General features: G+C 72.4%; 27 protein-coding genes and 1 riboswitch. Of the genes, 13 read left to right on the top strand and 14 right to left on the bottom strand.

What is annotated here, in order from left to right; translation table 11 throughout:
* The first annotated feature begins 42 nt into the window (after positions 1-42).
* Complete coding sequence (locus K8U61_RS10700) at positions 43-1,005, top strand: RNA polymerase sigma factor (protein ID WP_308043138.1); 963 nt, start codon at positions 43-45, stop codon at positions 1,003-1,005.
* A gap of 83 nt (positions 1,006-1,088) precedes the next feature.
* On the opposite strand, the gene K8U61_RS10695 is transcribed toward K8U61_RS10700, so the two are convergent.
* The 4 genes from K8U61_RS10695 to K8U61_RS10680 all read right to left on the bottom strand — a co-directional run bounded on the left by K8U61_RS10695 (position 1,089) and on the right by K8U61_RS10680 (position 5,933).
* The gene (locus tag K8U61_RS10695) at positions 1,089-1,364 is read right to left on the bottom strand and encodes a MoaD/ThiS family protein (protein ID WP_224122997.1); all 276 of its coding nucleotides are present in this window, start codon (positions 1,362-1,364) and stop codon (positions 1,089-1,091) included.
* Positions 1,365-1,386: 22 nt separating this feature from the next.
* Positions 1,387-2,652: a threonine synthase gene (gene thrC, locus K8U61_RS10690; RefSeq protein WP_224122996.1), complete on the bottom strand. Its 1,266-nt coding sequence runs from the start codon at positions 2,650-2,652 to the stop codon at positions 1,387-1,389.
* Positions 2,653-2,662: 10 nt separating this feature from the next.
* Positions 2,663-2,808, bottom strand: a riboswitch (SAM riboswitch).
* Positions 2,809-2,915: 107 nt separating this feature from the next.
* The gene (lon, locus tag K8U61_RS10685) at positions 2,916-5,231 is read right to left on the bottom strand and encodes an endopeptidase La (protein ID WP_224122995.1); all 2,316 of its coding nucleotides are present in this window, start codon (positions 5,229-5,231) and stop codon (positions 2,916-2,918) included.
* Positions 5,232-5,372: 141 nt separating this feature from the next.
* The gene (locus K8U61_RS10680; RefSeq protein ID WP_224122994.1) at positions 5,373-5,933 is read right to left on the bottom strand and encodes a TetR/AcrR family transcriptional regulator; all 561 of its coding nucleotides are present in this window, start codon (positions 5,931-5,933) and stop codon (positions 5,373-5,375) included.
* Between the two features lie 77 nt (positions 5,934-6,010).
* On the opposite strand from K8U61_RS10680, the gene K8U61_RS10675 reads away from it, so the two are divergent.
* A complete protein-coding gene (locus K8U61_RS10675) occupies positions 6,011-6,751 on the top strand; it encodes an SDR family oxidoreductase (RefSeq protein ID WP_224122993.1) in 741 nt (246 codons plus the stop codon).
* On the opposite strand, the gene otsB is transcribed toward K8U61_RS10675, so the two are convergent.
* From otsB to napA, 3 genes are all read right to left on the bottom strand, one after another.
* Positions 6,748-7,587, bottom strand: coding sequence for a trehalose-phosphatase (gene otsB, locus K8U61_RS10670; RefSeq protein ID WP_224122992.1), 840 nt, complete (start codon positions 7,585-7,587; stop codon positions 6,748-6,750). The two genes, K8U61_RS10675 and otsB, sit on opposite strands and share 4 nt — an antisense overlap.
* A gap of 63 nt (positions 7,588-7,650) precedes the next feature.
* Positions 7,651-8,166, bottom strand: coding sequence for a LytR C-terminal domain-containing protein (locus tag K8U61_RS10665; protein WP_224122991.1), 516 nt, complete (start codon positions 8,164-8,166; stop codon positions 7,651-7,653).
* Between the two features lie 5 nt (positions 8,167-8,171).
* Positions 8,172-8,465, bottom strand: coding sequence for a nucleoid-associated protein NapA (napA, locus tag K8U61_RS10660; RefSeq protein ID WP_224122990.1), 294 nt, complete (start codon positions 8,463-8,465; stop codon positions 8,172-8,174).
* A gap of 212 nt (positions 8,466-8,677) precedes the next feature.
* Here napA and K8U61_RS10655 point away from each other — a divergent pair, with 212 nt between their 5' ends.
* From K8U61_RS10655 to K8U61_RS10635, 5 genes are read left to right on the top strand one after another with little or no spacing between them, the layout of a single operon-like run.
* Positions 8,678-9,694, top strand: a complete 1,017-nt coding sequence (locus tag K8U61_RS10655; protein WP_224122989.1) for an intradiol ring-cleavage dioxygenase — start codon at positions 8,678-8,680, stop codon at positions 9,692-9,694.
* A 39-nt stretch (positions 9,695-9,733) separates the two neighbouring features.
* On the top strand, positions 9,734-9,964 hold the full coding sequence (gene tatA / locus K8U61_RS10650; protein WP_224122988.1) for a twin-arginine translocase TatA/TatE family subunit: 231 nt from the start codon (positions 9,734-9,736) through the stop codon (positions 9,962-9,964).
* Complete coding sequence (gene tatC, locus K8U61_RS10645) at positions 9,961-10,722, top strand: twin-arginine translocase subunit TatC (RefSeq protein WP_224122987.1); 762 nt, start codon at positions 9,961-9,963, stop codon at positions 10,720-10,722. Before tatA ends, tatC begins: the two co-directional genes overlap by 4 nt.
* Positions 10,723-10,745: 23 nt before the next feature.
* On the top strand, positions 10,746-11,195 hold the full coding sequence (locus K8U61_RS10640; RefSeq protein WP_224122986.1) for a twin-arginine translocase TatA/TatE family subunit: 450 nt from the start codon (positions 10,746-10,748) through the stop codon (positions 11,193-11,195).
* 9 nt (positions 11,196-11,204) lie between these two features.
* A complete protein-coding gene (locus K8U61_RS10635) occupies positions 11,205-12,221 on the top strand; it encodes a Gfo/Idh/MocA family protein (RefSeq protein WP_224122985.1) in 1,017 nt (338 codons plus the stop codon).
* Here K8U61_RS10635 and K8U61_RS10630 read toward each other — a convergent pair whose 3' ends face one another.
* From K8U61_RS10630 to K8U61_RS10610, 5 genes are all read right to left on the bottom strand, one after another.
* On the bottom strand, positions 12,222-12,863 hold the full coding sequence (locus K8U61_RS10630; RefSeq protein WP_224122984.1) for a LuxR C-terminal-related transcriptional regulator: 642 nt from the start codon (positions 12,861-12,863) through the stop codon (positions 12,222-12,224).
* A gap of 10 nt (positions 12,864-12,873) precedes the next feature.
* Positions 12,874-14,181 (bottom strand): sensor histidine kinase, encoded by a 1,308-nt coding sequence (locus K8U61_RS10625; RefSeq protein WP_224122983.1) that lies wholly within the window; start codon positions 14,179-14,181, stop codon positions 12,874-12,876.
* Positions 14,182-14,261: 80 nt separating this feature from the next.
* Positions 14,262-15,152 carry an oxidoreductase gene (locus K8U61_RS10620; protein ID WP_224122982.1) on the bottom strand — a complete coding sequence of 297 codons (891 nt, stop codon included), beginning with the start codon at positions 15,150-15,152 and terminating at the stop codon, positions 14,262-14,264.
* Positions 15,149-15,979, bottom strand: coding sequence for an oxidoreductase (locus K8U61_RS10615; RefSeq protein WP_224122981.1), 831 nt, complete (start codon positions 15,977-15,979; stop codon positions 15,149-15,151). The genes K8U61_RS10620 and K8U61_RS10615 overlap by 4 nt, the downstream gene beginning before the upstream one ends.
* A complete protein-coding gene (locus tag K8U61_RS10610) occupies positions 15,976-17,235 on the bottom strand; it encodes a hypothetical protein (protein ID WP_224122980.1) in 1,260 nt (419 codons plus the stop codon). Before K8U61_RS10610 ends, K8U61_RS10615 begins: the two co-directional genes overlap by 4 nt.
* Positions 17,236-17,245: 10 nt before the next feature.
* On the opposite strand from K8U61_RS10610, the gene K8U61_RS10605 reads away from it, so the two are divergent.
* Positions 17,246-17,842, top strand: a complete 597-nt coding sequence (locus K8U61_RS10605; protein WP_224122979.1) for a TetR/AcrR family transcriptional regulator — start codon at positions 17,246-17,248, stop codon at positions 17,840-17,842.
* Here the strand turns inward: K8U61_RS10605 and K8U61_RS10600 are convergent.
* Positions 17,802-18,938: a sulfotransferase family protein gene (locus K8U61_RS10600; protein WP_224122978.1), complete on the bottom strand. Its 1,137-nt coding sequence runs from the start codon at positions 18,936-18,938 to the stop codon at positions 17,802-17,804. The genes K8U61_RS10605 and K8U61_RS10600 overlap by 41 nt on opposite strands.
* 187 nt (positions 18,939-19,125) lie before the next feature.
* Between K8U61_RS10600 and K8U61_RS10595 the strand changes: the two genes are divergently transcribed.
* The 5 genes from K8U61_RS10595 (at position 19,126) to K8U61_RS10575 (ending at position 24,399) form a co-directional block, all read left to right on the top strand.
* Complete coding sequence (locus K8U61_RS10595; protein WP_224122977.1) at positions 19,126-19,572, top strand: nuclear transport factor 2 family protein; 447 nt, start codon at positions 19,126-19,128, stop codon at positions 19,570-19,572.
* A 35-nt stretch (positions 19,573-19,607) separates the two neighbouring features.
* On the top strand, positions 19,608-21,047 hold the full coding sequence (locus K8U61_RS10590; RefSeq protein WP_224122976.1) for an alpha,alpha-trehalose-phosphate synthase (UDP-forming): 1,440 nt from the start codon (positions 19,608-19,610) through the stop codon (positions 21,045-21,047).
* Positions 21,047-21,466, top strand: coding sequence for a GNAT family N-acetyltransferase (locus K8U61_RS10585; protein ID WP_224122975.1), 420 nt, complete (start codon positions 21,047-21,049; stop codon positions 21,464-21,466). Before K8U61_RS10590 ends, K8U61_RS10585 begins: the two co-directional genes overlap by 1 nt.
* A 9-nt stretch (positions 21,467-21,475) precedes the next feature.
* A complete protein-coding gene (locus K8U61_RS10580) occupies positions 21,476-22,750 on the top strand; it encodes an alpha/beta fold hydrolase (protein ID WP_224122974.1) in 1,275 nt (424 codons plus the stop codon).
* Between the two features lie 482 nt (positions 22,751-23,232).
* Positions 23,233-24,399 carry an HNH endonuclease gene (locus K8U61_RS10575; RefSeq protein WP_224122973.1) on the top strand — a complete coding sequence of 389 codons (1,167 nt, stop codon included), beginning with the start codon at positions 23,233-23,235 and terminating at the stop codon, positions 24,397-24,399.
* Between the two features lie 296 nt (positions 24,400-24,695).
* On the opposite strand, the gene K8U61_RS10570 is transcribed toward K8U61_RS10575, so the two are convergent.
* Positions 24,696-26,768, bottom strand: coding sequence for an acyltransferase family protein (locus K8U61_RS10570; protein WP_224122972.1), 2,073 nt, complete (start codon positions 26,766-26,768; stop codon positions 24,696-24,698).
* Between the last annotated feature and the right edge of the window lie 33 nt (positions 26,769-26,801).

Below are 26,801 nucleotides of genomic sequence, written 5' to 3'. Positions count from 1 at the left end.
CGCGCCGAGGCGGTCGCGGCCCGCAAGCTGCCGCTGCTCGCCGTGGAGTCGTCGCTGCAGGAGGAGGCCGCACGCGTGCTCGCCGACGACGGCACCATCGCGCTCGACGAGCGCCTGCGCCTGGTGCTGCTCTGCGCCCATCCGTCATTGGCGGCGGAGTCGGCGGCCGCGCTGACCCTGCGGCTGGTGCTCGGCGTCTCGACGGAGGACGTCGCGCGGCTCTTCCTGGTCCCGACGCCGACGATGGCGGCCCGGCTGACCCGGGCCCGCAAGCGGCTGGCCGGCGAGTCCTTCGCGGTGCCGGTTGACGCGGCCGAGCTCACCCCCCGTGTCGCCGGGGTGGCCGCGATCGCCTACCTCGCCTTCACGGCCGGCTACGCACCCGGCTCGGGCCCGGACGTGGTGCGCGCCGAGCTCGCCGGCGAGGCGATCCGGCTGGTGCGGGTGCTGCGCACCGTGCTCCCGTACGACGACCCCGAGCTCGACGCGCTGCTGGCGCTGATGCTGCTGCAGCACTCACGCCGCGACGCCCGGATCGCGGCCGACGGCACGCTCGTGCTGCTGCCCGACCAGGACCGCACCCGGTGGCGCGTCGAGGAGATCACCGAGGCGCTCGACCTGCTGCGCCCGCTCGTGGGTGCGCCGCCCGCGCCGTACCTCCTCCAGGCGCTGGTGGCCGCCGAGCACGCGATCGCGCCGACGGCCGCGGCCACGGCGTGGGACCGGATCGTGCTGCGCTACGACGAGCTGCTCGCCCTCGGCGACTCACCCGTGGTGCGGCTCAACCGCGCGGTCGCCGTCGCCGAGGCGTCCGGACCGGAGGCCGGTCTGGCCGCGCTCGACGGCGTCACCATGCCCGGGCACCGGCTGCCCGCCGTCCGCGCCGAGCTCCTCGCCCGGGCGGGCCGGGCGGACGAGGCGCTCGCGGCGTACGACGAGGCCATCGGCCGGTGCGCCAACCTCGCCGAGCGCGACCACCTGGTCGCGCGGCGGGCAAACATGTAACGCGGGGTTATGGGGTCTTCCGAGGCGTTGTGCCGGCTCAGCAGGCCCCATAACTCCGCGTTACATATCTCGCCGGACGCGATTCAGCCTCCGGCGACCGCCGGAATGACCGAGATCTGGGTGCCGTCCGGGGTGGGCGTGGCGAGGTTGTCGAGGAAGCGGACGTCCTCGTTGCCGACGTAGACGTTGACGAAGCGGCGCAGCTCGCCGGACTCGTCGAGGATCCGGCCCTTGATGCCCGCGTGGTGCGCGTCCAGGTCGTCGAGCACCTCGGCGAGCGTGCCGCCCGCGGCCGACACCTCGGACTCGCCACCCGTGTAGGTGCGCAGGATGGTGGGGATCCGGACGGAGACGGGCATGAGCTCCTCTTTCAGGCGAGTTTCAGGCGAGGCCGGTGGCGGCGAAGGCGGCGTACGTCGGGTCGATGGTCGCGGCGGGGCCGACCGAGCCGGAGACGGCGTCGAGCGTCTTGAGGCCGTGGCCGGTGTTGATCGCGACCGTCTCGAGCGTCGGGTCCAGCTGACCCGTCTCGACGAGCTTCTTGAGGACCGCGACGGTGGTGCCGCCCGCGGTCTCGGTGAAGATCCCCTCGGTGCGCGCGAGCTGCACGATGCCGGCGCGGATCTCGTCGTCGGTGACGTCCTCGACGGCGCCGCCGGTCTGCTTGCAGATGTCGAGCACGTAGATCCCGTCGGCCGGGTTGCCGATCGCGAGGCTCTTGGCGATGGTGTCCGGCTTGACCGGGCGGATCGCGTCGACACCGGCCTTGTAGGCGACCGACACCGGCGAGCAGCCCTCGGCCTGGGCGCCGAAGACCTTGTAGGGCTTGTCCTCGACGAGCCCGAGCTTGATCAGCTCCTGGAAGGCCTTGTGCACCTTGGTCAGCTGCGAGCCGCTCGCGACCGGGATGACGATCTGGTCGGGCAGCCGCCAGCCGAGCTGCTCGGCGATCTCGTAGCCGAGCGTCTTGGAGCCCTCGGCGTAGAAGGGGCGCACGTTGACGTTGACGAACGCCCAGCCCTCCTCCTCGCCGGCGATCTCGGAGGCCAGCTTGTTGACGTCGTCGTAGTTGCCGTTGACGGCGACCAGCGACTCGGTGAAGACGGCCGAGTTGACCTGCTTGGGCTGCTCGAGGTTGCTCGGGATGAAGACGACGGTCTTGATGCCGGCGCGGGCGCCGGCCGCGGCCACGGCGTTGGCGAGGTTGCCGGTCGAGGGGCAGGCGAAGACCTTCGCGCCCAGCTCGCGGGCCGCGCTCAGGGCGCAGGCGACGACGCGGTCCTTGAAGGAGTTGGTGGGGTTGGTCGAGTCGTCCTTGACCCACAGGTTCGTGATGCCGAGCTCCGCCGCGAGGTTGTCGGCCTTGAGCAGCCGGGTGAAGCCGGGCTCGGTGTTGGGGCTCGACTCGATGTCGTCGGGGACCGGCAGCAGCGCCTTGTAGCGCCAGATGTTCCGCGGACCGGCCTCGATCTGCTCGCGCGTGACGGTGCCGAACTCGTAGGCGATCTCCAGCGGGCCGAAGCACTCCGGACACGCGTAGTGAGGGCCCAGCTCGACCTGGTGGCCGCACTCGCGGCACGACAGGGCCTGGGCGTTGCCGAAGGCGCCCTCGCGCAGGGCCGGCTTCTCTACAACAACGGCGCTCATGAAGTCCTCCTTCTCATCTTCCCCGGCTGCGACGGTCGCGCCGGGCGGAATTGGCACCGTTTCCGCGAACCGCTTCCGACTGTCGTCGGGGGCGGAGGCTCGCGGCGGTTGCCGGGACTTCATCGGGCCGTATCCCTCAGTCCCTCTGGATGAGCTGAGACAGACAGTACGCCGCCCGTCTCACATGGTGCACATCGGTCCCAGATGCTGGGACCTGAGCGAAGCCAGGCAGTGAGACGGGCGGCGTACCGGGTCGAGCAGGGTCAGGCGGCGGTGGAGGCGGCGGCCTCCGAGGCCGTGGCGAGCGCCCCGCGGACGACGTCCATGACGTCGCCGACGACGTGGACGGTGAGCGCCTCGAGGACGTCGGCGGGGACGTCGTCGAGGTCGGGCTCGTTGCGGAGCGGGACGAACACCTCGGTCAGGCCGGCCCGCTGGGCGGCCAGCAGCTTCTGCTTGAGCCCGCCGATCGGCAGCACCCGGCCGTTGAGGGTGACCTCGCCGGTCATGCCGACCTCCGAGCGCACCGGGCGTCCGGTGAGCAGCGAGGTCAGCGCGGTGACCATCGTGATGCCCGCGGACGGTCCGTCCTTGGGCGTCGCGCCGGCCGGCACGTGCACGTGGATCGCCCGCTCGAAGACCGACGGGTCGATCCCGAGCTCGGCCGCGTGCGACCGGACGAAGGACAGCGCGATCTGCGCGGACTCCTTCATCACGTCGCCCAGCTGGCCGGTCAGGGTCAGCCCAGCCGTGCCGTCGGCGGCCGACGCCTCGATGAAGAGGACGTCACCGCCCAGGCCGGTGACCGCGAGACCCGTCGCGACGCCGGGGACCGACGTACGCTCCGCCGACTCCGGCGTGAACCGCGGCCGGCCGACGAGGTCCTTGAGGTCCGCCTCGTCGACGTCGACGTGCTCGGCCCCCGTGGCCAGCCTGGTCGCGGCCTTGCGCAGCGCCTTGGCGAGCAGCCGCTCGAGCTGGCGTACGCCGGCCTCGCGGGTGTAGTTGGCCGCGAGCTCGCGCAGCGCGGCGTCGGTGACGGTCACCTCGTCGGCGGTCAGTGCCGCGCGCTCCAGCTGCCGGGGCAGCAGGAAGTCGCGGGCGATGGCGACCTTGTCGTCCTCGGTGTAGCCGTCGAGGGTCACCAGCTCCATCCGGTCCAGCAGGGCCGAGGGGATCTGCTCCACGACGTTGGCCGTCGCGATGAAGACGACGTCGGAGAGGTCCAGGTCGAGCTCGAGGTAGTGGTCGCGGAACGTGTGGTTCTGCGCCGGGTCGAGCACCTCGAGCAGCGCCGCCGCGGGGTCGCCGCGGTAGTCGGAGCCGACCTTGTCGACCTCGTCGAGCAGCACGACCGGGTTCATCGATCCGGCCTCCTTGACGGCCCGCACGATCCGGCCGGGCAGCGCGCCGACGTACGTGCGCCGGTGGCCGCGGATCTCGGCCTCGTCGCGGACGCCGCCGAGGGCGACGCGCACGAACTTCCGACCGAGCGACCGCGCGACGGACTCGCCGAGCGAGGTCTTGCCGACGCCGGGAGGGCCGGCGAGCAGGATCACCGCGCCGGAGCCCCGGCCGCCGACGACCTGCAGGCCGCGCTCCGCGCGCCGGGCCCGGACCGCGAGGTACTCGACGATCCGCTCCTTGACCTCCTCGAGGCCGTGGTGGTCCGCGTCGAGCACGGCCCGCGCGGCCGCGATGTCGGTCGAGTCCTCGGTCGTCACCGACCACGGCAGCTCGAGGACGGTGTCGAGCCAGGTGCGGATCCAGGCCGCCTCCGGGTTCTGCTCACTGGCCTGCTCGAGCTTGTCGACCTCCTTGAGCGCCGCGGCACGCACGTGCTCGGGCAGGTCGGCGCCCTCGACGCGGGTGCGGTAGTCCTCCGCACCCTCGGGCTCGCCCTCGCCGAGCTCCTTGCGGATCGCGGCCAGCTGCTGGCGCAGGAGGTACTCCCGCTGCTGCTTCTCCATGCCCTCGCGCACGTCCTCACCGATCTTGTCGGTGAGCTCGGACTCGGCGAGGTAGTCGCGGGTCCAGCCGATGACGCGCAGCAGCCGGGACTCCACGTCGGGGTCCTCGAGCAGCTCGCGCTTGCGGTCGACGGAGAGGTACGGCGCGTAGCCGGCCGTGTCGGCGATCGCGCTCGGGTCGGTCATCTGGTGGACCTGGTCGATGACCTGCCAGGCCTCCCGGCGCTGGAGGACGGCGACGACGAGCCGCTTGTACTCGTCGGCCAGCTCGTGGGCGCGGTCGGTGACCACGTCCTCGACGGGGTCGACCTCGACCCACAGGGCGGCGCCGGGGCCGGTGACCCCGCTGCCGATGCGGGCACGGGTGCCCGCCTTGAGGACCGCTGCCGGCGATCCGCCACTGAAGCGGCCGACGCGGTCGATGGTGGCGATGACGCCGTACGACGCGTAGCGGTCCTCCAGGCGCGGGGCGACCAGCACCCGGTTGTCGGAGCCCGCCCGGGCCGCGTCGATGGCGGCCTGCGAGGACTCGTCCAGCTCCAGCGGCACGACCATGCCGGGGAGCACCACGACGTCGTTGACGAAGAGAACGGGAAGCTTCTGGGACATGCCTCCACAACGTGCCGCCGTCGGCGGGTGTTCCGGAGGGAGCCTCCAGTTCACCGTGGGCGAACAGGCGGTCGCGATACTCCCGCACGTTTTCGCGGTCGAAAGCGGTGCTGACCGCGAAAACGTGCGGGACTACCGCGCTCAGGCCTCCCGCGACCGCATCCCGTCGAGCAGGACGTCGAGCAGGCGGGGCACCCGGGCGGCCCACTCCTCCTCCTCGACATGTGCGAGGAACCAGGACAGGAGGATCACGTCGCGAGGGTCGAGGTCACCACGGAGCACCCCTTGCGTACGGCCGGCCTCGAGCAGCACGCCGAGGGCCTGGCCGAGCTTGCCGGGTGTCCGGGCCGAGATGTCGCGCCACACGGAAGCCTCCACGACGGCCATGACGCCGAGCTTCACCCGCGCGTACGCCGCGAGCTGGGCGAACCACCGCTCGAGCGCGACGTCGGGCGGGTACTCCTCGAGCAGCCGGTCCGCATGGGCGACCAGGTCGTCGATCTCGTCGTCGTAGAGGGCGCGCAGCAGGTCCTCCCGGGTGGCGAAGTGCCGGTAGAGCGTGGCCTGACCCACGCCCGCCTCCCGCGCGACGGTGCTCAGTCGGAGCTCGCCGGGTCGCGCGGCGGCGGGTCCGGCCACCAGGTCCCGCGCGGCAGCCAGGATCGCCGCCCGGCTTCGCGCCGCGTCCTTGCGCTCGCCCATCTGCCCTCCTTGAAAACGGACACATTGTCCGCTTTGATGAAACGGACAATGTGTCCGTATCGATCAGGAGGCTAGTGATGGGCTCGCTCGACGACAAGGTGGTTGCCATCACCGGCGCCAGCAGCGGGATCGGCGCGGCGACCGCGCGGCGACTGGCGGCCGCGGGTGCCGCCGTGGTGCTCGGCGCCCGGCGGACCGAGCGGCTCGACGCGCTCGCCGAGGAGATCCGGGCGACCGGGGGCAGAGCGGCAGCGGTGACCATCGACGTCACCCGCGCCGACGACCTGCACCGGCTGGTCGAGACGGCCCGCTCGACGTACGGCCGGCTCGACGTGCTCGTGAGCAGCGCCGGCATCGGCCCGATCTCGACGCTGTCCTCGCGGCGCTCCGCCGACTGGGAGGCGATGGTCGACGTCAACCTCCGCGGCGTCCTCCATGGGATCGACGCCGCACTCCCGGTCTTCGAGGAGCAGGGGCGCGGTCACTTCGTCACCATCGTGTCGACGGCCGGGATCAAGATCGTGCCGACGATGGCGGTCTACGCCGGCACCAAGAACGCCGTCCGCACGCTGCTGGAAGGCCTGCGCCAGGAGTCGACGGACGGCAGGGTGAAGACCACCGCGATCTCACCCGGGTACGTCGCCACGGAGTTCGGCGACTCGGTCACCGACCCGGCGATACGCGCGCAGGTAGGCCAGGGCATGGCCGAGTTCGCCCTCGACCCCGACGCCGTCGCCCGGACCGTGGAGTTCTGCGTCGACCAGCCGTGGGAGGTCGAGATCGGCGAGCTGTCGATCCGACCCACGGTGCAGGGCTAGGCCTCCCGCGCGTCGGCGGTCAGCCGACGAAGGAGGTCGAGGACGCCCTCGGGGCCCTTGACCACGACGTCGGAGAGCGGGACGAGCGCGCTCTCCTCGGAGGAGGCGGAGCAGACGAGCAGGGTGGGCATCCCGCCGTCGCGGAGGGCGGCGACGGCCTCGAAGGCCTCCATGTCGCCCAGGTCGTCGCCGGCGAAGAGGAAGCCGCCCGCGTCGAGCTCGTCGACCAGGGTCTGGACGGCGAGGCCCTTGTGCATGCCGTGCGAGCGGACCTCGAGCACGTTGCGGCCCGGCTCGGCGATCAGGTCGTGCTTGGCGGCGAGCTCGGTGAGCACCGGGCGGATCCGCTGGAAGGCCGCGTCCGGGTCGGGCAGCCGGCGCGTGTGCACGGCGACCGCGAGGCCCTTGTCCTCGATCCAGGCGTCGGCGGCGTCGGCCCGGCGCAGGACGCCGGTCAGCTCGCGCTCGAAGGAGGCCAGGCCGCGGGGCGGGCGGGGCGAGTGGATCCGGCGGTTGCTGGAGGACCAGCGCTCGTTGCCGTACTGGCCGAAGACGTAGAGGTCCGTGCCCTCCTCGGCGAGCGCGATCCCGACGTCCTCCAGGCCGCCGAGGTCGAGCACCTGCCGGGCCGGGCGTCCGGTGATCACGGCGACCGCCGCGACCGCCCGGGCGAGGTCGACGAGGACCTCGGACGCGTCCGGGTGGATGTGCGCGGACTCGGGGTCGTCGACGATCGGCGACAGGGTGCCGTCGAAGTCCAGTCCGACCACGGTCCGCGACGCCGCCCGGACGAGCGCGGCGTACCGCTCTTCGGCCTCAGCGGAGGTGAACTCCATGACCCCAGCCAATCATCCGGCGCCGTCCGCGTGGGAGCGGGCCGGTGAAATGTGGCCGACTCCTCAGGACAGGTCGCCGGTGAGGATGATCGTCAGCCGGTCGCGGCGCATCGGGTCGACCGCGGGCGCGGTGCGGTGGATGCCGAGGTCGAGGGCGAGCTGCTTGGCCGCCGCCTTGAGCCGGGCCGGGTAGTAGACGGTCGTGGCCGGGATGGTGCCGTACCAGTTGTCGGTGCCGACCACGCGCCAGCCGATGCCGCTGGCGCGCTCGCCCACCCGACCAGCCAGGCCGGTGATGCCGGAGTTGTTGTAGACCTCGACGTAGACGCTGCCGCGGCGTACGGCGGGCTGCGTCGGCTTCGGGTCGGGCTTGGGGGTCTTCGAGGTCGAGGCCGACGGGTCGGCCGTCGGGCTCTCGTGGGCGACCTGGGTGGCGACCTCGCGCTCGGTCGGGTCGCCGCCGCGGGTCGCGACGAAGGCGATGCCGGCCATGGCGACCGCGACGACGCTGAGCATCACGACCGGGGACGGCGCGGCGACGCCGCGCTGGTTGCGGACTCGGGGGGAAGGACGAGTCATCGCGATCAGACCTCGAAGCCGAGACGGCGGGCCGAGCGCTGGCGCTGGCGGGCGGCGCGCAGGCGCCGCAGGCGGCGAACCAGCAGCGGGTCGGCCTCGAGCGCCTCCGGGCGGTCGATCAGGGCGTTGAGGACCTGGTAGTAGCGGGTGGAGGACATGTCGAACTTCTCCCGGACCGCGGTCTCCTTGGCGCCGGCGTACTTCCACCACTGCCGCTCGAACTCGAGGATCTCGCGGTCGCGCTCGCTCAGGCCGGGCGTGGCCTCGGCCTGGCTCTCGAAGGCGTTCGCGGCGTCCATGGTGCTCCTCCCCGGGAGGCTCGGCCGACGATGTCGACAGTGCTGGTCAGCGTCACTATAGAGCGGCGAACCACAGCCGTGTGATTCGCCGGCGGCGAGTCGCGAAAGGGAGGACCACCGCTCACAGGAAGCGCACAAGCGATCCACAGCGCAGGGCCGGACTCCCCGGGCAGGTTGATCCTCGTCCACCGCACCCGACGCAGGAGCTCCCCATGTCGCACATCCCCGACCCCGACCAGACCCCCGAGGGCCCGGCCTTCGAGGGCCGCGTCCTCCCGCGGCCCGAGGACGAGGTGGTCGACCAGGGCGCCCGCTTCGACATCGCGACCCTGGTCACCCGCCGCCGGGTCCTCGGCGTCGTCGGCGTGGGCGCCGGCGCGCTCGCGCTGGCCGCCTGCGGCTCCGACTCCTCGGGGTCCTCCGGCTCGTCGACCGCGTCAGGATCCACGGGCTCGGGATCCACGGGCTCGGGATCGACGACCAGCTCGACCACCTCCGACGGCGAGATTCCCGAGGAGACCAACGGCCCCTACCCCGCCGACGGCACCAACGGCGTCAACGTCCTGGAGGAGTCGGGCATCGTCCGCAGCGACATCACCTCGAGCCTGGACGGCGGCACCACGGTCGACGGCGTCCCGCTCACCTTCACCTTCACGCTGACCGACATGGTCAACGACGCACCCTTCGAGGGCGCCGCCGTCTACGTCTGGCACTGCGATGCCCAGGGGCTGTACTCCATGTACTCCGAGGGCGTCGAGGACGAGACCTACCTGCGCGGCATCCAGGTCGCCGACGCGAAGGGCCAGGTGACCTTCCAGACGATCATGCCGGCCTGCTACTCCGGCCGCTGGCCGCACATCCACTTCGAGGTCTACCCGGACGCCGACTCGGCGACCACCGCCGACAACGCGATCGCGACCTCGCAGGTGGCACTGCCCGAGGACGTCCTCGCCGACATCTACGCCCTCGACACCTACGCCGGCTCCGCCGAGAACCTCTCCCAGGTCTCGCTCGACACCGACAACGTCTTCAGCGACGGCTACGACCTCGAGCTCGGCACCTTCAGCGGCGACGTCGACTCCGGTTTCGTCGGCTCGCTCGCGGTCGGCGTCGACACCAGCACCGAGGCCGGTGGCGGCGGCACCGCTCCCGCGGCCGGCGGCGGTGGCACCGGCGGCACCCCGCCCGACGGAGGTACGCCGCCCAGCGGCGCGCCGTCCGCCAACTGACCCGACCACCCGTTCGAACCATCCACCCAGGAGATCCCCATGCTGCAGAACCTGTCGGGCTGGCACGCCCTCGTCATCCTCACCATCGTCCTGCTCATCTTCGGCTCCGCGAAGCTGCCCACCCTCGCCAAGAGCGTCGGTCAGTCGGTGCGGATCCTCAAGGACGAGGTCCACGAGACCACCGCCGTGAGCGCTGAGGCCGCCGGCACCGAGACCCGGACCCCGCCGACCGCTCCCGTCGACGCCGTCGCGGAGCGCCGCGCCTCATGACGACCGCCACCGTCGCGCGCGGCACCATGCCGCTCGCCGACCACCTGCGGGAGGCCCGCCGGCGCGGGGTCCGCGCGGCGGTGGCCCTCGCCGTGGGCGTGGTGGCGGGCTACCTGCTCTCCGACCAGGTCCTCGACGTCCTGCGCGCCCCGATCGAGCAGCTTGCCGAGTCCCGCAACGCGAGCCTCAACTACGACACGGTCACCGGCGCCTTCGACCTGAAGCTGAAGATCGCGATCTTCGCCGGGGTGGTGCTCTCCAGCCCGATCTGGCTCCTCGAGCTCTTCGCCTTCGTGACCCCCGGCCTGACGCAGCGGGAGCGGAAGTACACCTACGGCTTCGTGCTGAGCGCCGTGCCGCTCTTCGCGGCCGGGTGCACGTTCGGCTTCCTGCTCTTCCCGCACATGGTGCGGGTGCTGACCGGCTTCTCCTCCGACCAGGACAGCACGATCCTCACCGCGTCCTACTACGTCGACTTCGTGCTCAAGCTCGTCCTCGCCATCGGGATCGCCTTCGTGCTGCCCGTCTTCCTGGTGGCCCTCAACCTCCTCGGCCTGCTCCCCGCCGCCACCCTGCGCCGCAGCTGGCGGGTGATCGTCGTGGTGATCGTGCTCTTCAGCGCACTGGTGACCCCGGCCGCCGACGTGCTCTCGATGTTCTTCGTCGCCGCCCCGATGACCGCGCTCTTCGGAGCCGCCGTCACCATCGCCGCCGTCCACGACCGCCGCGCCGAGCGACGGGCCCTGACCACCCCGTGACCACCAGGCAGGAGTAGCCACCCATGTTCGGACTGACCTTCGAGAAGCTCTTCCTGGTCGCGATCATCGCCGGGGTCGTCATCGGACCGCAGCGGCTCCCCGTGTACGCCGCGAAGCTGGCCGAGACCATCCGCGCCCTGCGCGGGTTCGTGGAGGACTCGCGCACCCGGGCCGAGACCGAGCTCGGCGTGACCCGCGCCGAGTGGGAGTCGCTCGACCTGCGCCAGTACGACCCGCGGCGCGTGGTCCGCGACGCCCTCCGCGAGCCGCCGGCCGCGGCCGCCACGGACCCCGAGCCGGAACCGGACGAGGAGGCCGACGCCCCGCTCGACGCCGCGCTCCTCGCCGAGGCGAGCCGCGTGCGGCCCGGCCAGCAGTACGTCGTCACCGGGTCGGCCGCCCACCCCCGCCGGGTCCGCATCGACGCACTCCCCGCCGACGACCCGCGCCGGGTGGCGGCACAGATGCCATAGCCTGCGGCCATGACGACGCGTTGGGGCATCCTGGCCACCGGAAAGATCGCGCAGACCTTCGCCCGCGACCTCGCGCTGGTGCCCGACGCGGAGCTCGTCGCCGTCGGCTCGCGCCGGCTCGAGAGCGCCGAGGCCTTCGCGGCCGAGCACGGCCCAGGGGACGGCACCGCGGCGTACGGCTCCTACGAGGAGCTGGTCGCGGACCCGGCCGTCGACGTCGTCTACATCGCGACCCCGCACGCCTTCCACCTCGACAACGCGAGGCTCTGCTTCGAGGCCGGCAAGCACGTCCTGTGCGAGAAGCCGGTCACGCTCGACACCGCCGACGCCGAGGAGATGATCCGGCTCGCGCGCGAGCACGACCGCTTCCTCATGGAGGCGATGTGGACCGCCTGCCACCCGGTCATCCGAGAGCTGCGGACCCGGCTCGCCGCCGGTGAGTTCGGCACGCCGCGGCACCTGCACGCCGAGCTCGGCTTCCGGGTCGACGCGGGTCCCGACGACCGGATGCTCGACCCGGCGCTCGGCGCCTCCGCGCTCCTCGACATGGGCATCTACCCGCTGACGGTCGCCCACCTGCTCCTGGGCGAGGCCGAGCGGCTGACCGCCACGGCCGACCTGTCCGACCGCGGCATCGACCTCGACGTCGCGGTCGCCGGCCGCTACCCGGGTGGCGCGCTCGCCACCCTGACCGCGTCGATGACCTCCTACTCCTCGCGCACCTGCTCGATCGCCACCTCCCAGGGCCGGATCGACTTCACCGACTTCCACCACCCGACCAAGGCCGTCTTCACGCCCTACGCCGAGGCACCGGGCAGCTGGGCGGTCGCGCCGGGCGAGCCCGTCGTGGTGCTCGGCGAGGAGCCGGTGATCGGCCAGGGCTACGGCAACGAGATCGCCGAGGTCGGGCGCTGCCTGGCCGAGGGCCTGCGGGAGAGCCCGCTGGTGCCGCACGAGCAGACGCTGACGATCCTGCGGCAGATGGACGACCTGCGCGCGCAGGTCGGCGTCAGCTTCCCGGCCTGATCAGGAGCGCAGGAAGGCCAGCACGGCGGCGACCCGGCGGTGCGCGGTGTCGTCGTCGGGCAGCAGCCCGAGCTTCGCGAAGATCCGCTGCGTGTGCTTCTCGACGCCCGCGAGCGAGACCGACAGCGCCTCCGCGATCGCGGCGTTCGAGCGGCCCTCGGCCATCAGCGACAGCACCTCCCGCTCGCGCGGGGTCAGGTCGGCGATCGGATCGCGGTGGCGGCCCATCAGCTGCCGCACCACGAGCGGGTCGAGCACGGTGCCCCCGTTGGCGACCGCCTGCACGGATCCGAGGAAGTCGTCGAGGTCGCTGACCCGGTCCTTGAGCAGGTAGCCGATCCCGCCGTCCCCCGTCGCGAGCAGGTCGTCGGCGTAGGACACCTCGACGTACTGCGACAGCACGAGCAGCCGTGCCTCCGGCCACGACCGGCGTACGTCGACCGCCGCGCGCAGCCCCTCGTCGGTGTGGCTGGGCGGCATCCGGACGTCGACGAGACCGAGGTCGGGCCGCAGCTCGAGCATCGCGGCGACGAAGGCCGGCCCGTCGCCGACCGAGCCGACCACCTCGTGGCCTGCCTCGGCGAGCAGCAGCTGCAGCCCCTCCCGCAGCAGCAGGGAGTCATCGGCCACCACGACCCTCACAGTGCCCTCCTCACAGGGGGATCCTCGCAACCACCGCGGTCCCGGCGCCCTCCAGGGAGGTGACCTCGAGGGTGCCGTCGACCGCGGCGAGCCGCTGCCGCAGGCCGGCCAGGCCCAGCCCCTTGGCCGGGTGGGCACCGCCGACGCCGTCGTCCTCGACCCGCACCTCGAGCTCGGCGCCGTCGACCACGACCGACACCTCGGCGCCGCTCGCGCGGCTGTGCTTGGCGACGTTCGTGAGCGCCTCGGCGACCACGAAGTAGACGGCGGTCTCGACGTGCGGCGGCAGGTCGGCGGGGACGTCGACCCGCGACTGCACCGGCACCACGCTCTGCGCGGTCATCTCCTCGAGCGCGGCGGCGAGGCCGCGGTCGACCAGCAGCGGCGGGGCGATGCCGCGGGAGAGCGAGCGGAGCTCGGCCACCGTCTCGCGGGCCTGGGCGAGCGCCGCGTCCAGGGTCTCGGCGGCCCGGTCGGGGTCCTCCGCGACCTGCTTCTTGGCGCGGCCGAGGTCCATGGTCAGCCGCACGAGCCGCTGCTGCGGGCCGTCGTGGATGTCGCGCTCGAGCCGGCGCAGCGACTCGGCCTCGGCCATTCGGGCCGCCTCACGGCCGCCCTCGACGCGGGCGACCTCGTGCTGGAGCTCGGCCCGGCTGCACAGCAGCACGGACGCGAGGCTGGCGTGGATGGTCGCGACCAGCCGGACCGCCCAGGGGAGGGTGACCAGCGCGACCACCCCGAGCGCGAGCTGCACCAGGCTGGCCGCCGTACGCCCGTCGCCGAGCCCGAGGTAGTAGGCGAGCTCGTGGTCGCCGGGCTGCCGGTCGGGCAGCCACTGCTGCCAGAACCAGTAGGTGAGTCCGGCGCCGGTGGCGGCCCACCATGCGAGCGTGACCGCGAAGGCGAGCGTTCCGGTGACGAGGCCGACGATCGCCCAGACGACCTCGAGCCACGACTGCGGGTCGCGCAGCGGGTAGAGCTGGCGCTTCCAGAAGCCGGCGCCCCGCTCGGCCCACAGGTAGTGCGGCGTCGGCGCGGATCGGCCGAGCATCCCGCGCATCCGGATCCGCTCGAAGCGCGCGAAGCCGCGGGCGACCATGATCCCGACGCTGATCAGCAGCACGCCGCCGATGAAGATCGACAGCGCCAGCCCGAGGGTGAGGTCGACGATCACCACGACGAACGCCACGAGGGCGATCGGGAAGGCCGAGATGCCGTACGCCGACTCGTAGAGCACCCGGCGCACGCCGCGTGGGCGCGCCGGCGCGGCGGGTGCCGCCGGGGTGATCAGGGTGGTCAAGGGCAGGGTCTCCGTCATGCGGAAAACGCTAGGAACCAGTGGGGGTCCCGCACGATCCTGCCAGCCCGACAGTGGGTGTCGGGCCAGCCCGACACCCACTACGCGAAGGCGTCGATGCCGGTGACGCCGGCCGACCAGGCCCAGAGCCGCGCGGCGGCGTCCGGGTCGACCGCGTAGCCGCGCACGCCGTACGCCGTCTGCGGCCCGTCGGGCACGACCTCGGCGACCGTGCAGTCCTCGAGGTAGAGCCCGCCGCGGCCGACCAGGTCGGGCGAGGTGGCCGCCCAGACCGCGGTCGCCGCGCCCTGCTCGGGCGAGCGGAAGTCCGGGATCTCGACGTCCTCGAGGTCGGCCATCTGCAGGTGCCGGCCGAGCGGGGTGATGATCGCGCCCGGGTGCAGCGAGAAGGCCCGCACGCCCCGCTCGCGTGCCAGCGCGTCGAGGTGGACGGCGAAGAGCACGTTGGCGGTCTTGGACTGCCCGTAGGCGAGCCACTTGTCGTAGCCGGTCGCGAACCACGGGTCGTCCCACCGGATGTCCGAGAGGTGGTGCCCGGTCGACGACACGCTCACGACTCGACCACCCGGCACGAGCTGCGGGAGCAGCCGGTTGACCAGCGCGAAGTGGCCGAGGTGGTTGGTGGCGAGCTGGAGCTCCCACCCGTTGCCGAGGCGGGTCTCGGGGCAGGCCATCACCGCGGCGTTGCCGATCAGCAGGTCGATCGGACGCCCGGCCAGGCTCGCGGCGTACGCCGCCACGCTGGCCTGGTCGGCGAGGTCGAGGGCTCCGATCTCGACACGGTCGACCCCGGCCAGCGCCTCGGCCGCCGGGTCCGGGCGACGGGCCGGGACGAGCACCGCCGCGCCGGCGCCGGCCAGCGCGCGGACGACCTCGATGCCGATGCCGGAGTAGCCACCGGTGACCAGCGCCGTGCGACGGGTGAGGTCGATGCCGTCGAGGACCTCGGCGGCGGTGGGGAGGTCGCTCATGCCGGAAAGTCCACGTCGACGGTCACGTGCTCCCACGCGTCGATGTCGGCGAGCAGCGCGGTGAGCTTCTCGCGTGCGGCGGCCAGCACGTCCTTGCCGAGCAGCAGCCGCAGCGGCGGGTCGTCGAGCCCGACGACCATCACGACGGCGGCGCCGACCTTCCGCGGGTCACCCGGCAGGTGGTCCGCGAAGGCGCGGATCAGCTCCTTGCGGGCACCCACCTCACCGGCGTACGCGTCGATCGGCGCGCCCGACTCGTGCATCGACCGCCTGGCCCAGTCGGTGCGGAAGGCACCGGGCTCGATGGCCGTCACCTTGATGCCGAGCGGCCCGACCTCCTTGGCCAGGCCCTCGGTCAGCGCCTCCATCGCGTGCTTGGTGGAGGAGTAGTAGACGTTGGGCGGGTTGGCCACCAGGCCGGCCATCGAGGAGATGTTGACGATGTGGCCGCTGCCCTGGGCGCGCATGCCGGGCAGCACCGCCTTGATGGTGTCGACGACGCCGAAGTAGTTGGTGTCGAAGAGCCGCCGCACCGCCGCGTCCTCGCCCTCCTCGACCGCGCTGAGGTAGCCGTAGCCGGCGTTGTTGACCAGCACGTCGAGACCGCCGAACGCGTCGTGGGCCGCGGCGACGGCCAGTCGGATCTGCGCCGGGTCGGTGACGTCGAGGTCGACGGCGCGGGCGCTGCCCGGGTGGGCCGCGACCAGGTCGACGACGGTGGTCGAGTCGCGAGCGGTGACGAGGACCTGGTGCCCGGCGGCCAGGGCCGCGAGGGCGATCTCGCGACCGATGCCGGTCGAGCAACCGGTGACCAGCCAGCGGCTCATCGGGCTCGCTCCGGGAGGCGGCGCAGGTACGCCGTACGCCGCTCGGTCAGCTGGGCGGCGCGCTCGGCGGCGGTGACCCGGGGCAGGTCGGGCAGCTCGCGGTCGAGGTCGTCGAGCCGCACCACCCGGCCGCTCGCGGCCAGGTCGGGCCGCGGGCCACCCTCGGGGAACTCCGCCATCCGCAGCGTCAGGATGCCCTCGCGCAGGCCGTCGGTGTCGACCCAGTTGTGCACGCCGGGATCCTCGGGCGAGATGACGAACGTGTAGGTGCCGTCGGGGTTGGGCCGGGACTGCGCCTTGTTGAGGCTGCCGGTCCGGTCGAGCAGGTCGAGGGTGGTGCCCCAGATGTTGGAGAGCGGCACGGTGAAGTAGTCGGCTCCCCCGTCGCTGACGTCGATCACGAAGGCCTCGCCCGGCTCGAGCAGGAAGCGGCCGGCGACGTACACCTGGTGGCGCATCGCGCCGGAGTGGTCGGCCGACCAGCCGAGCGAGAAGTGGTTGGGCCGCAGCTTGTACATCCCGTGGCTGAGCTTGCCGGTGAAGTCGGCGAAGTGGGCCATCATCCGTGCGGTCGCCTCGGCCTGCTCGTCGCGGGTGAGCGCCGGCGTCGGGGGCGCGGCACCCAGTCGCTCGATCGTCAGGTGGTTGGGGTCCTCGGTCGCCCAGTCGCAGAGCACGTCGCGGATGTAGAGCTCGTGCGCCTCGGGCGAGGACTGCACGTGGTTGGGCCGGCCACCGGCGGGCGAGGAGTCGACCGTGACGGTGAAGCCGCCGTCGCCGTCGAGCTCGAGCGCCTTGCCGTCGAGGACGTCGACGGTGCCCATGTGGGGGTTCCAGAGCGTGAAGTAGTTCTCCGTCATCCGGGTCGCGCCGACCCGGCCATGGAGGAGGTAGCGCTCGTCACCGGAGATCGGGATCACCCGGTAGACGCTGTCGGGGTTGTCGATCCCCCACCGCGACCCCGGTACGGCACGGCCGTGGACGTCGTGGGCGAGCCGGGTGATGCAGGTGACCCTCGGGCGCAGCGGGTCCTGGTTGGCCGACCACACCGCGGCGGAGAACATCACCTCCTCGTACGCCGCCTCGAAGCGCTCGCGCATCGCGTCGGACGCCTTCGCCCGGGACAGCCAGGTCTCGGCGACGGAGCGGTACGCCGCGCGCACGGTCGGGTGCTCGACCAGCTCGAGCGCGGCCAGCTCGTGGGCGTGCTGCTCGGCGGTCGCGACCGCGTCCTCCGAAAATGTCAGTCCTGACATAATGGTCAGCATGACGAAGTCGGAGCGGACGCGCAATGCCCTGCGCGAGGTCGCGCTGAGGCACTTCGTCGCCGACGGCTTCGAGGCCGCGAGCGTGCCGGCGATCGCGGCCGAGGTCGGCGTGACGGAGCGGACCTTCTACCGCCACTTCGCGACCAAGGACGAGGTGCTCTTCGGCGACGTGGCCACCCGGCTCGAGTGGTTCGGCAGCGCGCTGCGCGCGCGGCCCGCCGAGGAGGACCTGGTCCGGTCGGTGCTCGCCGCGCTCGGCGCCGCGCCCACCGACCCGCAGCTGCTCGCCGAGATCGCCCGGCTCCGCGTCGAGCTGCTCAGCGCGGCCCGGATCGAGCGGGTCTTCCGCGACCGGCAGGGCGCGATGGCTACCGAGCTGCGGGCGCTGCTCGTCGACCGCGGCTCCGACCCGCTCGCGGCCGCGGTCCGCGCCGAGGCCGTCGCCGGCGCGGTCTTCGCCGCCCTCGCGGTCTGGACGGAGGCGCCACCGCCGCACGACCTCGGCCGGCTCGGCGAGCTCACCGAGACCGCGCTGGAGCAGGTGCGGCCGGTGCTCAGCCCGCCGGGAACCGAGCCCGGATCAGCTCAGGGGTGAGGCCGTAGTCCTCGGGCATGTACGCCGGCCGCCCGGCCTCGCGCGGACGCCGCTCGAGCCAGTCCTCCATCGCGGCGACCGCGTCGGCGGTGAGCTCCAGCCCGATCGCGTCGTACACCTGCGAGATCTGGCCGACCGGGTCCGCGACCACGTCGGCGAAGTCCAGGTGGGTGACCAGCCCGGCCGGCCAGCGGCGCTCGCTCGCCCGGGCGCGGGCGTCGGTCCAGGCCATCCGCTCCAGCCACTCGCGCCCGATCCGTCGGTCGTCGACGACGTCGGCGTGCATCCGGTGGAGGGTCGCGTTGAGGCTCGCGCCGGACGCGACGGTCTCGACCGGGTCGCGGTGCAGGTGCACGACGTGCAGGTCCGGGAAGCGGCGACGGAGATCGTCGAGGTAGCCGAGGTGCGCGGGCGTCTTGAGCACCCACCGCGCTGCCGTCTCCCGGGCGGCCTCCTCGCGCTGCCGCTGCTGCCACTGGAGCAGCTGGAGCATCCGGTGCAGGTGGTCGTAGGCCGGCGCGAGGTCCTGGTCGTCGAGCCAGCGGCGGTAGTCCGGTACGTCGGCGCCCGACTCGGGCACGTGGGAGAGGAACGCGTCGGCGAGGAAGACGATCTCCTCCTCGGCCTCCAGCGCGTGCATCGGGTGGATCGCGTAGAGCTCCGGCACCCACTGCCGCGACTGCTCCTCGCGCACCTGCGCCTTCGCGATCCGCGGGTCGGCGACGTCGAAGCGCTGGTCGAGCGCGGGCGCGACCTCGACGACCTCCCAGCCACGGGCGCAGCGGAAGCGCGTGTCCGCGGCGAGCAGCCGCTGCACCAGCGTGGTGCCGCTGCGCATCATTCCGACCACCACGACCGGGTCGGTGACCACCTCCTCGGCGATCTCGGGGTGCCGGCGGAACCACTCCTGCGCGCGCAGCCGCATCCGCAGGCTGTGCACCAGCCCGCCGCGGATCAGGTGCCGGCCGACCTCGTTGAGCCCGGCGCCGTCGTACGCCGCGGCGAGGACGCCGAGCGGCTCGCGGAAGTCGCCGGGCCCATAGTCCTCGAGCCCCTCCTTGGCACGGGCGGCCGCGATGAGCTCTTCCGGATCCACGAGGCGTCACTATGAGGTGGCGCGGCCAGGGATGTCGAGCGGGGCGTCGTTCCAGTGCGTGCAGGAGTGCCGCCGACGAGGGAGCCGTGCCGGAGGCACGGCGACTGAGGAGAAGGTGCTCAGGTGCGTGCTGGGGCGGCGGCCCGCCGACAGCCTCCCTGGCCGTGCGACCTCATAAACTCTCGGCGTGGCCGACTCCGCACGCGAGATCGAGAACCTGCTCTACACGTACGCCGCGCGCATCGACGCCGGCGACCTCGACGGGGTCGCGGACCTCTTCACCCACGGCCGGATCCTCGGGCAGGAGGACGGGCCGCCGGAGTCGGCCTTCGAGGGACGCGACGCCGTACGCCGCCTCTACGGCGGGTCCACCCGCATCTACGAGGACACCGGCACCCCCAAGACCCACCACGTCACGACCAACGCGCGGATCGAGGTGGACGAGGAGGCCGGCACCGCGACGTGCGCGTCGTACTACCTCGTCACGCAGGCCACCGACGAGCTGCCGCTGCAGATCATCATCACCGGCCGCTACCGCGACACCTTCCACCGCGTCGACGGTGCGTGGTGGTTCGAGAGCCGCACGATGTACGTCGACCAGGTGGGCGACCTGTCGCACCACCTGAAGTGGTGAGCGTCGCCTCCACCCCACGTGGATAGGGTGGAGGCGTGGCTTCTCCTGGCTCGTCCGACCTCGTGATCGTGGCCAACCGACTGCCCGTGGACCGGATCGAGAACCCCGACGGCTCCCCCGGCTGGCGGACCTCGCCGGGCGGTCTCGTCTCGGCACTCGAGCCGGTGCTGCGCGCCAACGACGGCACCTGGATCGGCTGGCCGGGCGGCACCGAGTCCGACCTCGAGCCGTTCGAGGCCGACGGCATGGACCTGGTGCCGATGGCGATGAGCGCCCGGGAGATCGAGGAGTTCTACGAGGGCTTCTCCAACGCCACCCTGTGGCCGCTCTACCACGACGTCGTCGAGAAGCCGCTCTTCCACCGCGAGTGGTTCGACACCTACGTCGAGGTCAACCAGCGCTTCGCCGAGCGGGCCGCGGAGGTCGCCGCCGAGGGCGCGACCGTGTGGGTCCACGACTACCAGCTCCAGCTGGTCCCCTCGATGCTGCGCGAGCTGCGCCCGGACCTGCGGATCGGCTTCTACCTGCACATCCCCTTCCCGCCGGCGGAGCTCTTCCAGCAGCTGCCGTGGCGCCGCCAGCTCCTGGAGGGCCTGCTCGGTGCCGACCTGGTCGGCTTCCAGCTGAGCGGCGCGGCGCAGAACTTCGTGCGGCTCGTCCGGCAGCGCGTCGGCCACAAGACCCACCGCGACCTCGTCTACCTGCCCGACGGGCGCACCGTGCGGGCCGCGGCGTTCCCGATCTCGATCGACTTCAACCTGTACGCCGACCTCGCGCAGACCGAGGGCGTCGCGGCTCGTGCGGAGGAGATCCGGGAGGCCGTCGGCAACCCCAGCAAGGTCTTCCTCGGCGTCGACCGGCTCGACTACACCAAGGGCATCTACGCGCGGCTGCGCGCCTTCGGCGAGCTCATCGCCGACGGCCACCTCGACGTCGAGGACGCCGTCTTCGTCCAGGTCGCGACGCCGTCGCGCGAGCAGGTCGAGCAGTACCGCATCCTGCGCGACGACATCGAGCGGCTGGTCGGGCGGATCAACGGCGACCTCGGCAAGATCGGTCGCCCCGCGATCCACTACCTGCACGCGTCCTACCCCCGCGAGGAGATGGCCGCGCTCTTCCGGGCCGCCGACATCATGGTCGTCACGCCGCTGCGCGACGGCATGAACCTCGTCGCGAAGGAGTACGTCGCCTGCTGCCACGACGACCTCGGCGCGCTGGTGCTGTCGGAGTTCGCCGGCGCCGCGGAGGAGCTGCGGCAGGCCTGGCTGATCAACCCCTACGACATCAACGGCATGAAGTCCGCGCTGCTCGACGCCTACCGGACCGACGAGCGGGAGGCGAGCCGCCGGATGAAGGCGATGCGCAAGACCGTGCGCCAGCACGACGTCGCCGCCTGGGCCGACAGCTTCCTCGCCGAGCTCGCCGCCGTACGCCCCTCGCACGGCAAGTCCGTGCGACCGGCCAAGCGGTCGTGATGGTCACCATCTCGACCGACCCGGCGCTGCTCGACGTCGACCGGGTCCACCGCTGGCTCTCCACCGACGCCTACTGGGCGCTCGGCCGCCACCGCGACGTGCTGGAGCGCGCGATCGCCGGGTCGCTGTGCTTCGGCGCGTACGACGAGTCGGGCCAGGTCGGCTTCTGCCGGCTGGTCACGGACCGCGCCACGTTCGCCTGGCTGTGCGACGTCTACATCGACCCGGCCACCCGCGGCCGCGGCGTTGGGATCTCGCTGATGGAGGCGGTCGACCGCGAGCTGGCGGGCATGCAGGTCGGCCGCGCGGTGCTCGCGACCGCCGACGCGCACGGGCTCTACGCCCGCTTCGGCTTCGCGGTGATGGACCAGCCCGAGCGCTGGATGCTGCGACGGTACGACTCGCCCTCGTCCGGGTAGGTTCGGGGCATGGACCTGCTGCCCAAGCCGGACCAGGTCGTCGCCGCCGCGGGCAACGTCGCGCACGCGGTGCTCTACGGCGGCCTGGCTGATGTGCGCCCGATGCCGCGGACCCTGGTCGACCAGGGCACCCTCCGTGCCGTCTACCACTACGCGCCCGACCCGGCGATCGACGCGGCCGGCGACCCGGTGCTGCTGGTGACCCCGCTGGCCGCTCCGGCCACCTGCTTCGACCTGCGCCGCGGCTGCTCCCTGGTCGAGCACCTGGTCTCGACCGGGCGTCCGACGTACCTCGTGGAGTACGGCAACGTCTCCTTCCGCGACCGCGGGCTCGGCCTGGAGCACTGGGTCGAGGAGGTCGTGCCGACCGCGGTGCGGGAGGTGTCGCGCCACGCCGGCGGACGGCCGGTGCACGTCGTGGGCTGGAGCCTCGGCGGCATCTTCGCGATGCTCGCCGCCGCCGGCGCGGAGCTGCCGATCGCCTCGCTATCGGTGCTGGGCTCGCCGGTCGACGTGACGAAGGTGCCGTTGGTCGCCCCGCTGCGTCCGCTGCTCGACCTCACCGCCGGCCGCGGGCTGATCACGCGCACCTACCGGGCGGTCGGAGGGGCGCCGACTCCCTTGGTGCGCTGGGCGTTCCAGCTCTCGTCGTTCCAGAAGCTGGTGACCAAGCCGCTCGCGATCGCGGCCCACCTCGACGACACCGACTGGCTCGCCCAGATCGAGGCGGTCGACCGGTTCACCGACGCGATGACGGCCTACCCGGGCCGCAGCTTCGGTCAGCTCTACCACCGCTTCGCCAAGGGCAACGCGCTCGTCACCGGCACCGTCCAGCTCGGTGACCACGAGGTCTCGCTCGCCGACGTCACCACCCCGACCCTCGTCTTCGCCGGCGCCACCGACGGCATCGCCCCGGTCGCCGCCGTCCGCCCCTCGGTCGACCTCCTCACCGGCTCGCCCGAGGTCCGCTTCGAGATCGTCCCCGGCGGCCACCTCGGGATGCTCACCGGCCGCGCCGCCCGCGGCACCACCTGGGTCGCCCTCGACCAGTGGTTCGCACAGTGGGACGGCGCGTCCGTGCCGAAGAAGAAGGCGGCTCCCAAGAAGAAGCCGGCCGCCGCGAAGAAGGCGCCCGTCAAGAAGGCACCGTCCGCGAAGAAGGCGCCTGCGAAGAAGACCGCGGTGAAGAAGGCCACGGTGAAGAAGGCCGCGTCGCCGGATGCCATCGGCGCCAACCCCCAGCGCCGCTACTCCTCCGCCGGCTCCCGCGCCCTCTCCCGCTGACCTCTCGATGGTCGAGGCGCGAAGGCGCCCTGACGCCCGGCCTTCTCGCTGGTTGAGGTGCGAGGAGCGCCAGCGACGAGCCTCGAAACCCCGGAAAGCCGACCATGGCCTGGTGTCCTGGGATCCGACTCGTGGCGTCTTCCCGTCGGCGCCAGTGTTCGTCCTCCGACGGTGAGGTCAGGGGTTCGCTTCGCCGCTTCGCGCCCTTGACCTCACCGTCTCCGGACGAGTTGGCGCCTATCGGGACGACGCCGACCTGCGGTCAGCGAGCAGGCGTTCTGGCGCGGTATTGCAGCTCGCGATCGTGACCATCCTGTGACCCAGAACCCTGTGGATATGGGGGTTCTGAGCATCTCAGTGTCGGTGGCCAGTGCTTGAGTGAAGACATGGCAACGACCGCGACTCCCACCCACCGAGTGTCGGTGGCGGTCGCGCACGCCCGCCATGATCTGACCTCGATCGCGGACACTCCGGCATGGTCGATGACTGACACCGAAGTAGCCGACGCCCTCGTCGAGCTCACCCGCCTCGAGGCCCAGGTCACCGAGCTCAAAGGCCGGGTCGCCGCGCACGCCGACGAGCAGCAGGTCGGCCAGGACCGCGGCGCGTCGTCGACCGCCGCATGGCTCGCCTACGAGACGAAGCAGACCCGTCCGGCGACGCACCGGATGGTGAGGCTTGGCCAGGACCTGCAGCGTCACCCCATCACCCGTGAGGCACTCGCGGCCGCCGTGATCTGCCCGGAGCAGGCGGCGGTGATCCTCCGGTGGGTCGACACCCTCCCCGAGGAGATCGACCAGCAGCTACGCGACAACGCCGAACGGCACCTCCTCGAGCTGGCCAAGCTCCACGACGCCAAGGGCCTCAACCGGCTCGGCCGGCGGCTGTGGGAGGTCATCGACCCCGATGGCGCCGACGCCCGTGAGGCCGGGATCCTCGAACGCCAAGAAGCCAAAGCGCTGCGATCGATGTACCTGAAGGTCTGGGACGACGGCGAAGGGTCGACCTGTGGGTCGTTCAAGATGCCGCACCTCGGCGGCGCGGCGTTGCGGAAGATCCTGGCCGCGGTGATGGCTGCCAAGCACCAGAACGCCACCAAGGGCGCCGGCACCGGCCACCTCGCCGCTGTCCGGACCGGGCCCGAGGCTCAGGGGCAGGCGTTCTACGAGCTGCTGATGCGCTACCCGGCGAGCAAGCTCCCCAAGATCGGCGGCCTCAACGCCACCCTGCTCGTGACGATCTCCGAGGAGTCGCTGCTGGGGCGGCTCGAGCAGGCCGGGACCATCCTGGACACCGGCGACCGCATCTCCCCCGCGCTCGCCCGGAAGCTGGCCTGCGAGGCCGGGATCCTCCCGGTCGTCATGAACGGCAAGTCCGAAGTGTTGGACCTGGGCCGCGAGCAGCGGCTCCACTCCCAGGCCCAACGCATCGCCATCACCCTCCGCCAGCACGGACAGTGCGCCACCGACGGTTGCGACCGCACGACCGGCCTGCATGCCCACCACGTCGTGGAGTGGTCGAAGGGCGGACCGACCGACCTGGCCAACGCCATCGGGCTCTGCCACTGGCACCACATGAAGGCCCACGACAACGCGTACGGCATGAGCCGCGGCCCGACAGGCTCGGTCACCTTCCACCGGCGCGAATAGGCCGACCCGGCACACGCTCACACCTTCCCCCGGACGCCGACTCCCGGCCCACCGGGTTTCGAGGCTCGTCGCTGACGCTCCTCGCACCTCAACCAGCGGGAAGCCCGCGCGCCCCGACCACAGGACGGCGTCCTCCCGACAGGCGCCAACCCGTTCGGAGCCGGTGGGACAGTCCGATCCCAGGACACCAGGCGGCGGTTGGGTTTCCGGGCGTCGAGGCTCGTCGCTGACGCTCCTCGCACCTCAACCAGCGGGAAACATGGGCAACCCCGAGCACATGAGGACGGCGTTCGCGGTCACCGTCCGCCAGCACCGGCGGTCTCGGCGACCAGACGGTCGAACTCGTGCCAGACGTGCTCGACCCAGTCGATGCTGAGGTGGCTGTGGTCGGCGTACACCATCCTGGCGCCCGCGAAGGCGGGGCAGCGTCCGTCCTGGCAGGCCAGCTGCGCGACCGGCACGAACGGCACGCCGGCGGCGTTTGCAGCACGACGGCCGAGCCGGTTGGCCACCACGGTCCGCTTCTTCTCGGTGGCGGTGCAGGAGGCCATCGTGGCGTGCCGGTCGGTGAGGCAGTCGGCCGGCTCGAGGCCGATCATGCTGACGTCGCCGATCATCCGGACGTCGGGGGCGAGCTCGGTGAGATCGGCCAGGGCGGAGGCGACGCCGTCGTACCAGGCCGCGTCGGCATCGCTCCCCCGGACCGTCATGTTGGGCGGCATCGCCCGCGAGCCGACGTACACGAGGTCGGGCTGGAGCTCGGCGATCTGGTCGAACGCCCAGCGCCGGAAGTCGGCGCACTCGGTGTAGTTACGGCTCCTGTTCTCGGTGAGCAGGGCGACGGGGTAGGGCACGCAGCCGTACTTGATCACCGGGACGAGTCGGTAGCCGTCGCGCTGCGCCATCAGGTCCAGGGCGGGCAGCCACTGGCCGGCGTGCGAGTCCCCCAGCACGACCATCGTCCGGTCCGCGTCGATGTCGCCGACCGGACGCAGGCGCGTGCTGGTCCGGTCGTGGTACGCGTTGCAGGTGTACCGCCGGTGCCACCGGTCGTCCTGCAACCTCTCGATCTGGTCGGCGCTCACGAGCGGGAAGGCGATCGGCGCGCCGTCGTCGGCGAGCTGCAGCGAGTAGGTCAGCTCCGCCCCGACCGTCGGCGCCTGGTCGCGGAGCGCGGCCCACTTCTGCGAAGCGGCGACCCGGTCGGCGAGCTGGTCGGACGCGATCCGGTCGGCGGCGAGGACGCTGCAGCCGACGAGCGCCAGGGTCCCCGGCCACAGGGCGAGGCTGCGGAGGGACGGCCGGAGCCGAGGACTCCTGCGGACGGGGTTCTCGACGAGGTAGTAGCTCGCGGCGGCCAGCGCCAGGACGGCCAGCAGGAGGACGGCGGTCTCGACGCCGGTACGCCGGTGCCCGAGCCGCGCGCCGGCGAGCACGAGGACCGGCCAGTGCCACAGGTAGAGCGAGTACGACAGGTCTCCGATCCACGTCATCGGCCGCACGCTCAGCACCCGGGCGACACCGACGGGCTCGGAGCCGACGCCGGCGGCCAGGACCGCGACCGTCCCCAGCACGGGCACCAGGGCGTGGTAGCCGGGAAGTGCCGTGGTCGCGTCGTAGGTCGTCATCGCCAGCCCGATCGCCACCAGGCCGGCCAGTGCGAGGCAGTGACGGGCGAGGCGAGGGAGGAGGAGCAGGCGCGTCGCGGCGAGGGCGAGCAGGGCTCCGGCACCGAGCTCCCACGCCCGCGCGAGGGAGGAGAAGAAGGCCGCGGTCGGCGCCGAGGCGGTGTGCACGACCGACCACGTCAGCGACGCCGCGCAGCACCCGGCCAGCACGGCCGCGACCAGTCGTCGGGGGGACGCGATCCGGCGCCGACGAGCGACGAGGAGGAGCGCTGCGATCAGGGCCGGCCACACCAGGTAGAACTGCTCCTCGACCGCGAGCGACCAGTAGTGCTGCACCGGCGAGGGCGGCAGGCCGGCGGAGAAGTAGTCGGTGCCGGACCGGGCGAAGTGGACGTTCGCCAGGAACGCGGCGGCCCACCGGACGTCGTCGAGGACCCGGACCGTCCGCACGTAGGAGAGCTCGCTCGCCGAGTAGATCGCGACCGCGACCAGGACGACGGTCGCCGCGGGCAGGATCCGACGGGCCCGGCGGGCGTAGAAGCCACGCAGGGAGATCCGCCCGTCGCGATCCGCCTCTCGGAGCAGGAGGCTCGTGATGAGGAAGCCCGAGACGACGAGGAAGACGTCGACGCCGACGTACCCGCCCGCGAGGTGCCGGACACCGGCGTGATCGGCCACGACCGCGCCGACGGCGACGCAGCGGAGCCCCTGGATGTCGAGGCGCACGTCGGGTGAGCCCACGCCTCCGAGGGTGCCTGGCAGTCGCCCCCACGC

This window comes from Nocardioides mangrovi, from assembly GCF_020073815.1.
Lineage (GTDB): Bacteria > Actinomycetota > Actinomycetes > Propionibacteriales > Nocardioidaceae > Nocardioides > Nocardioides mangrovi.
This window is presented reverse-complemented; position numbering and strand designations above follow the sequence as displayed.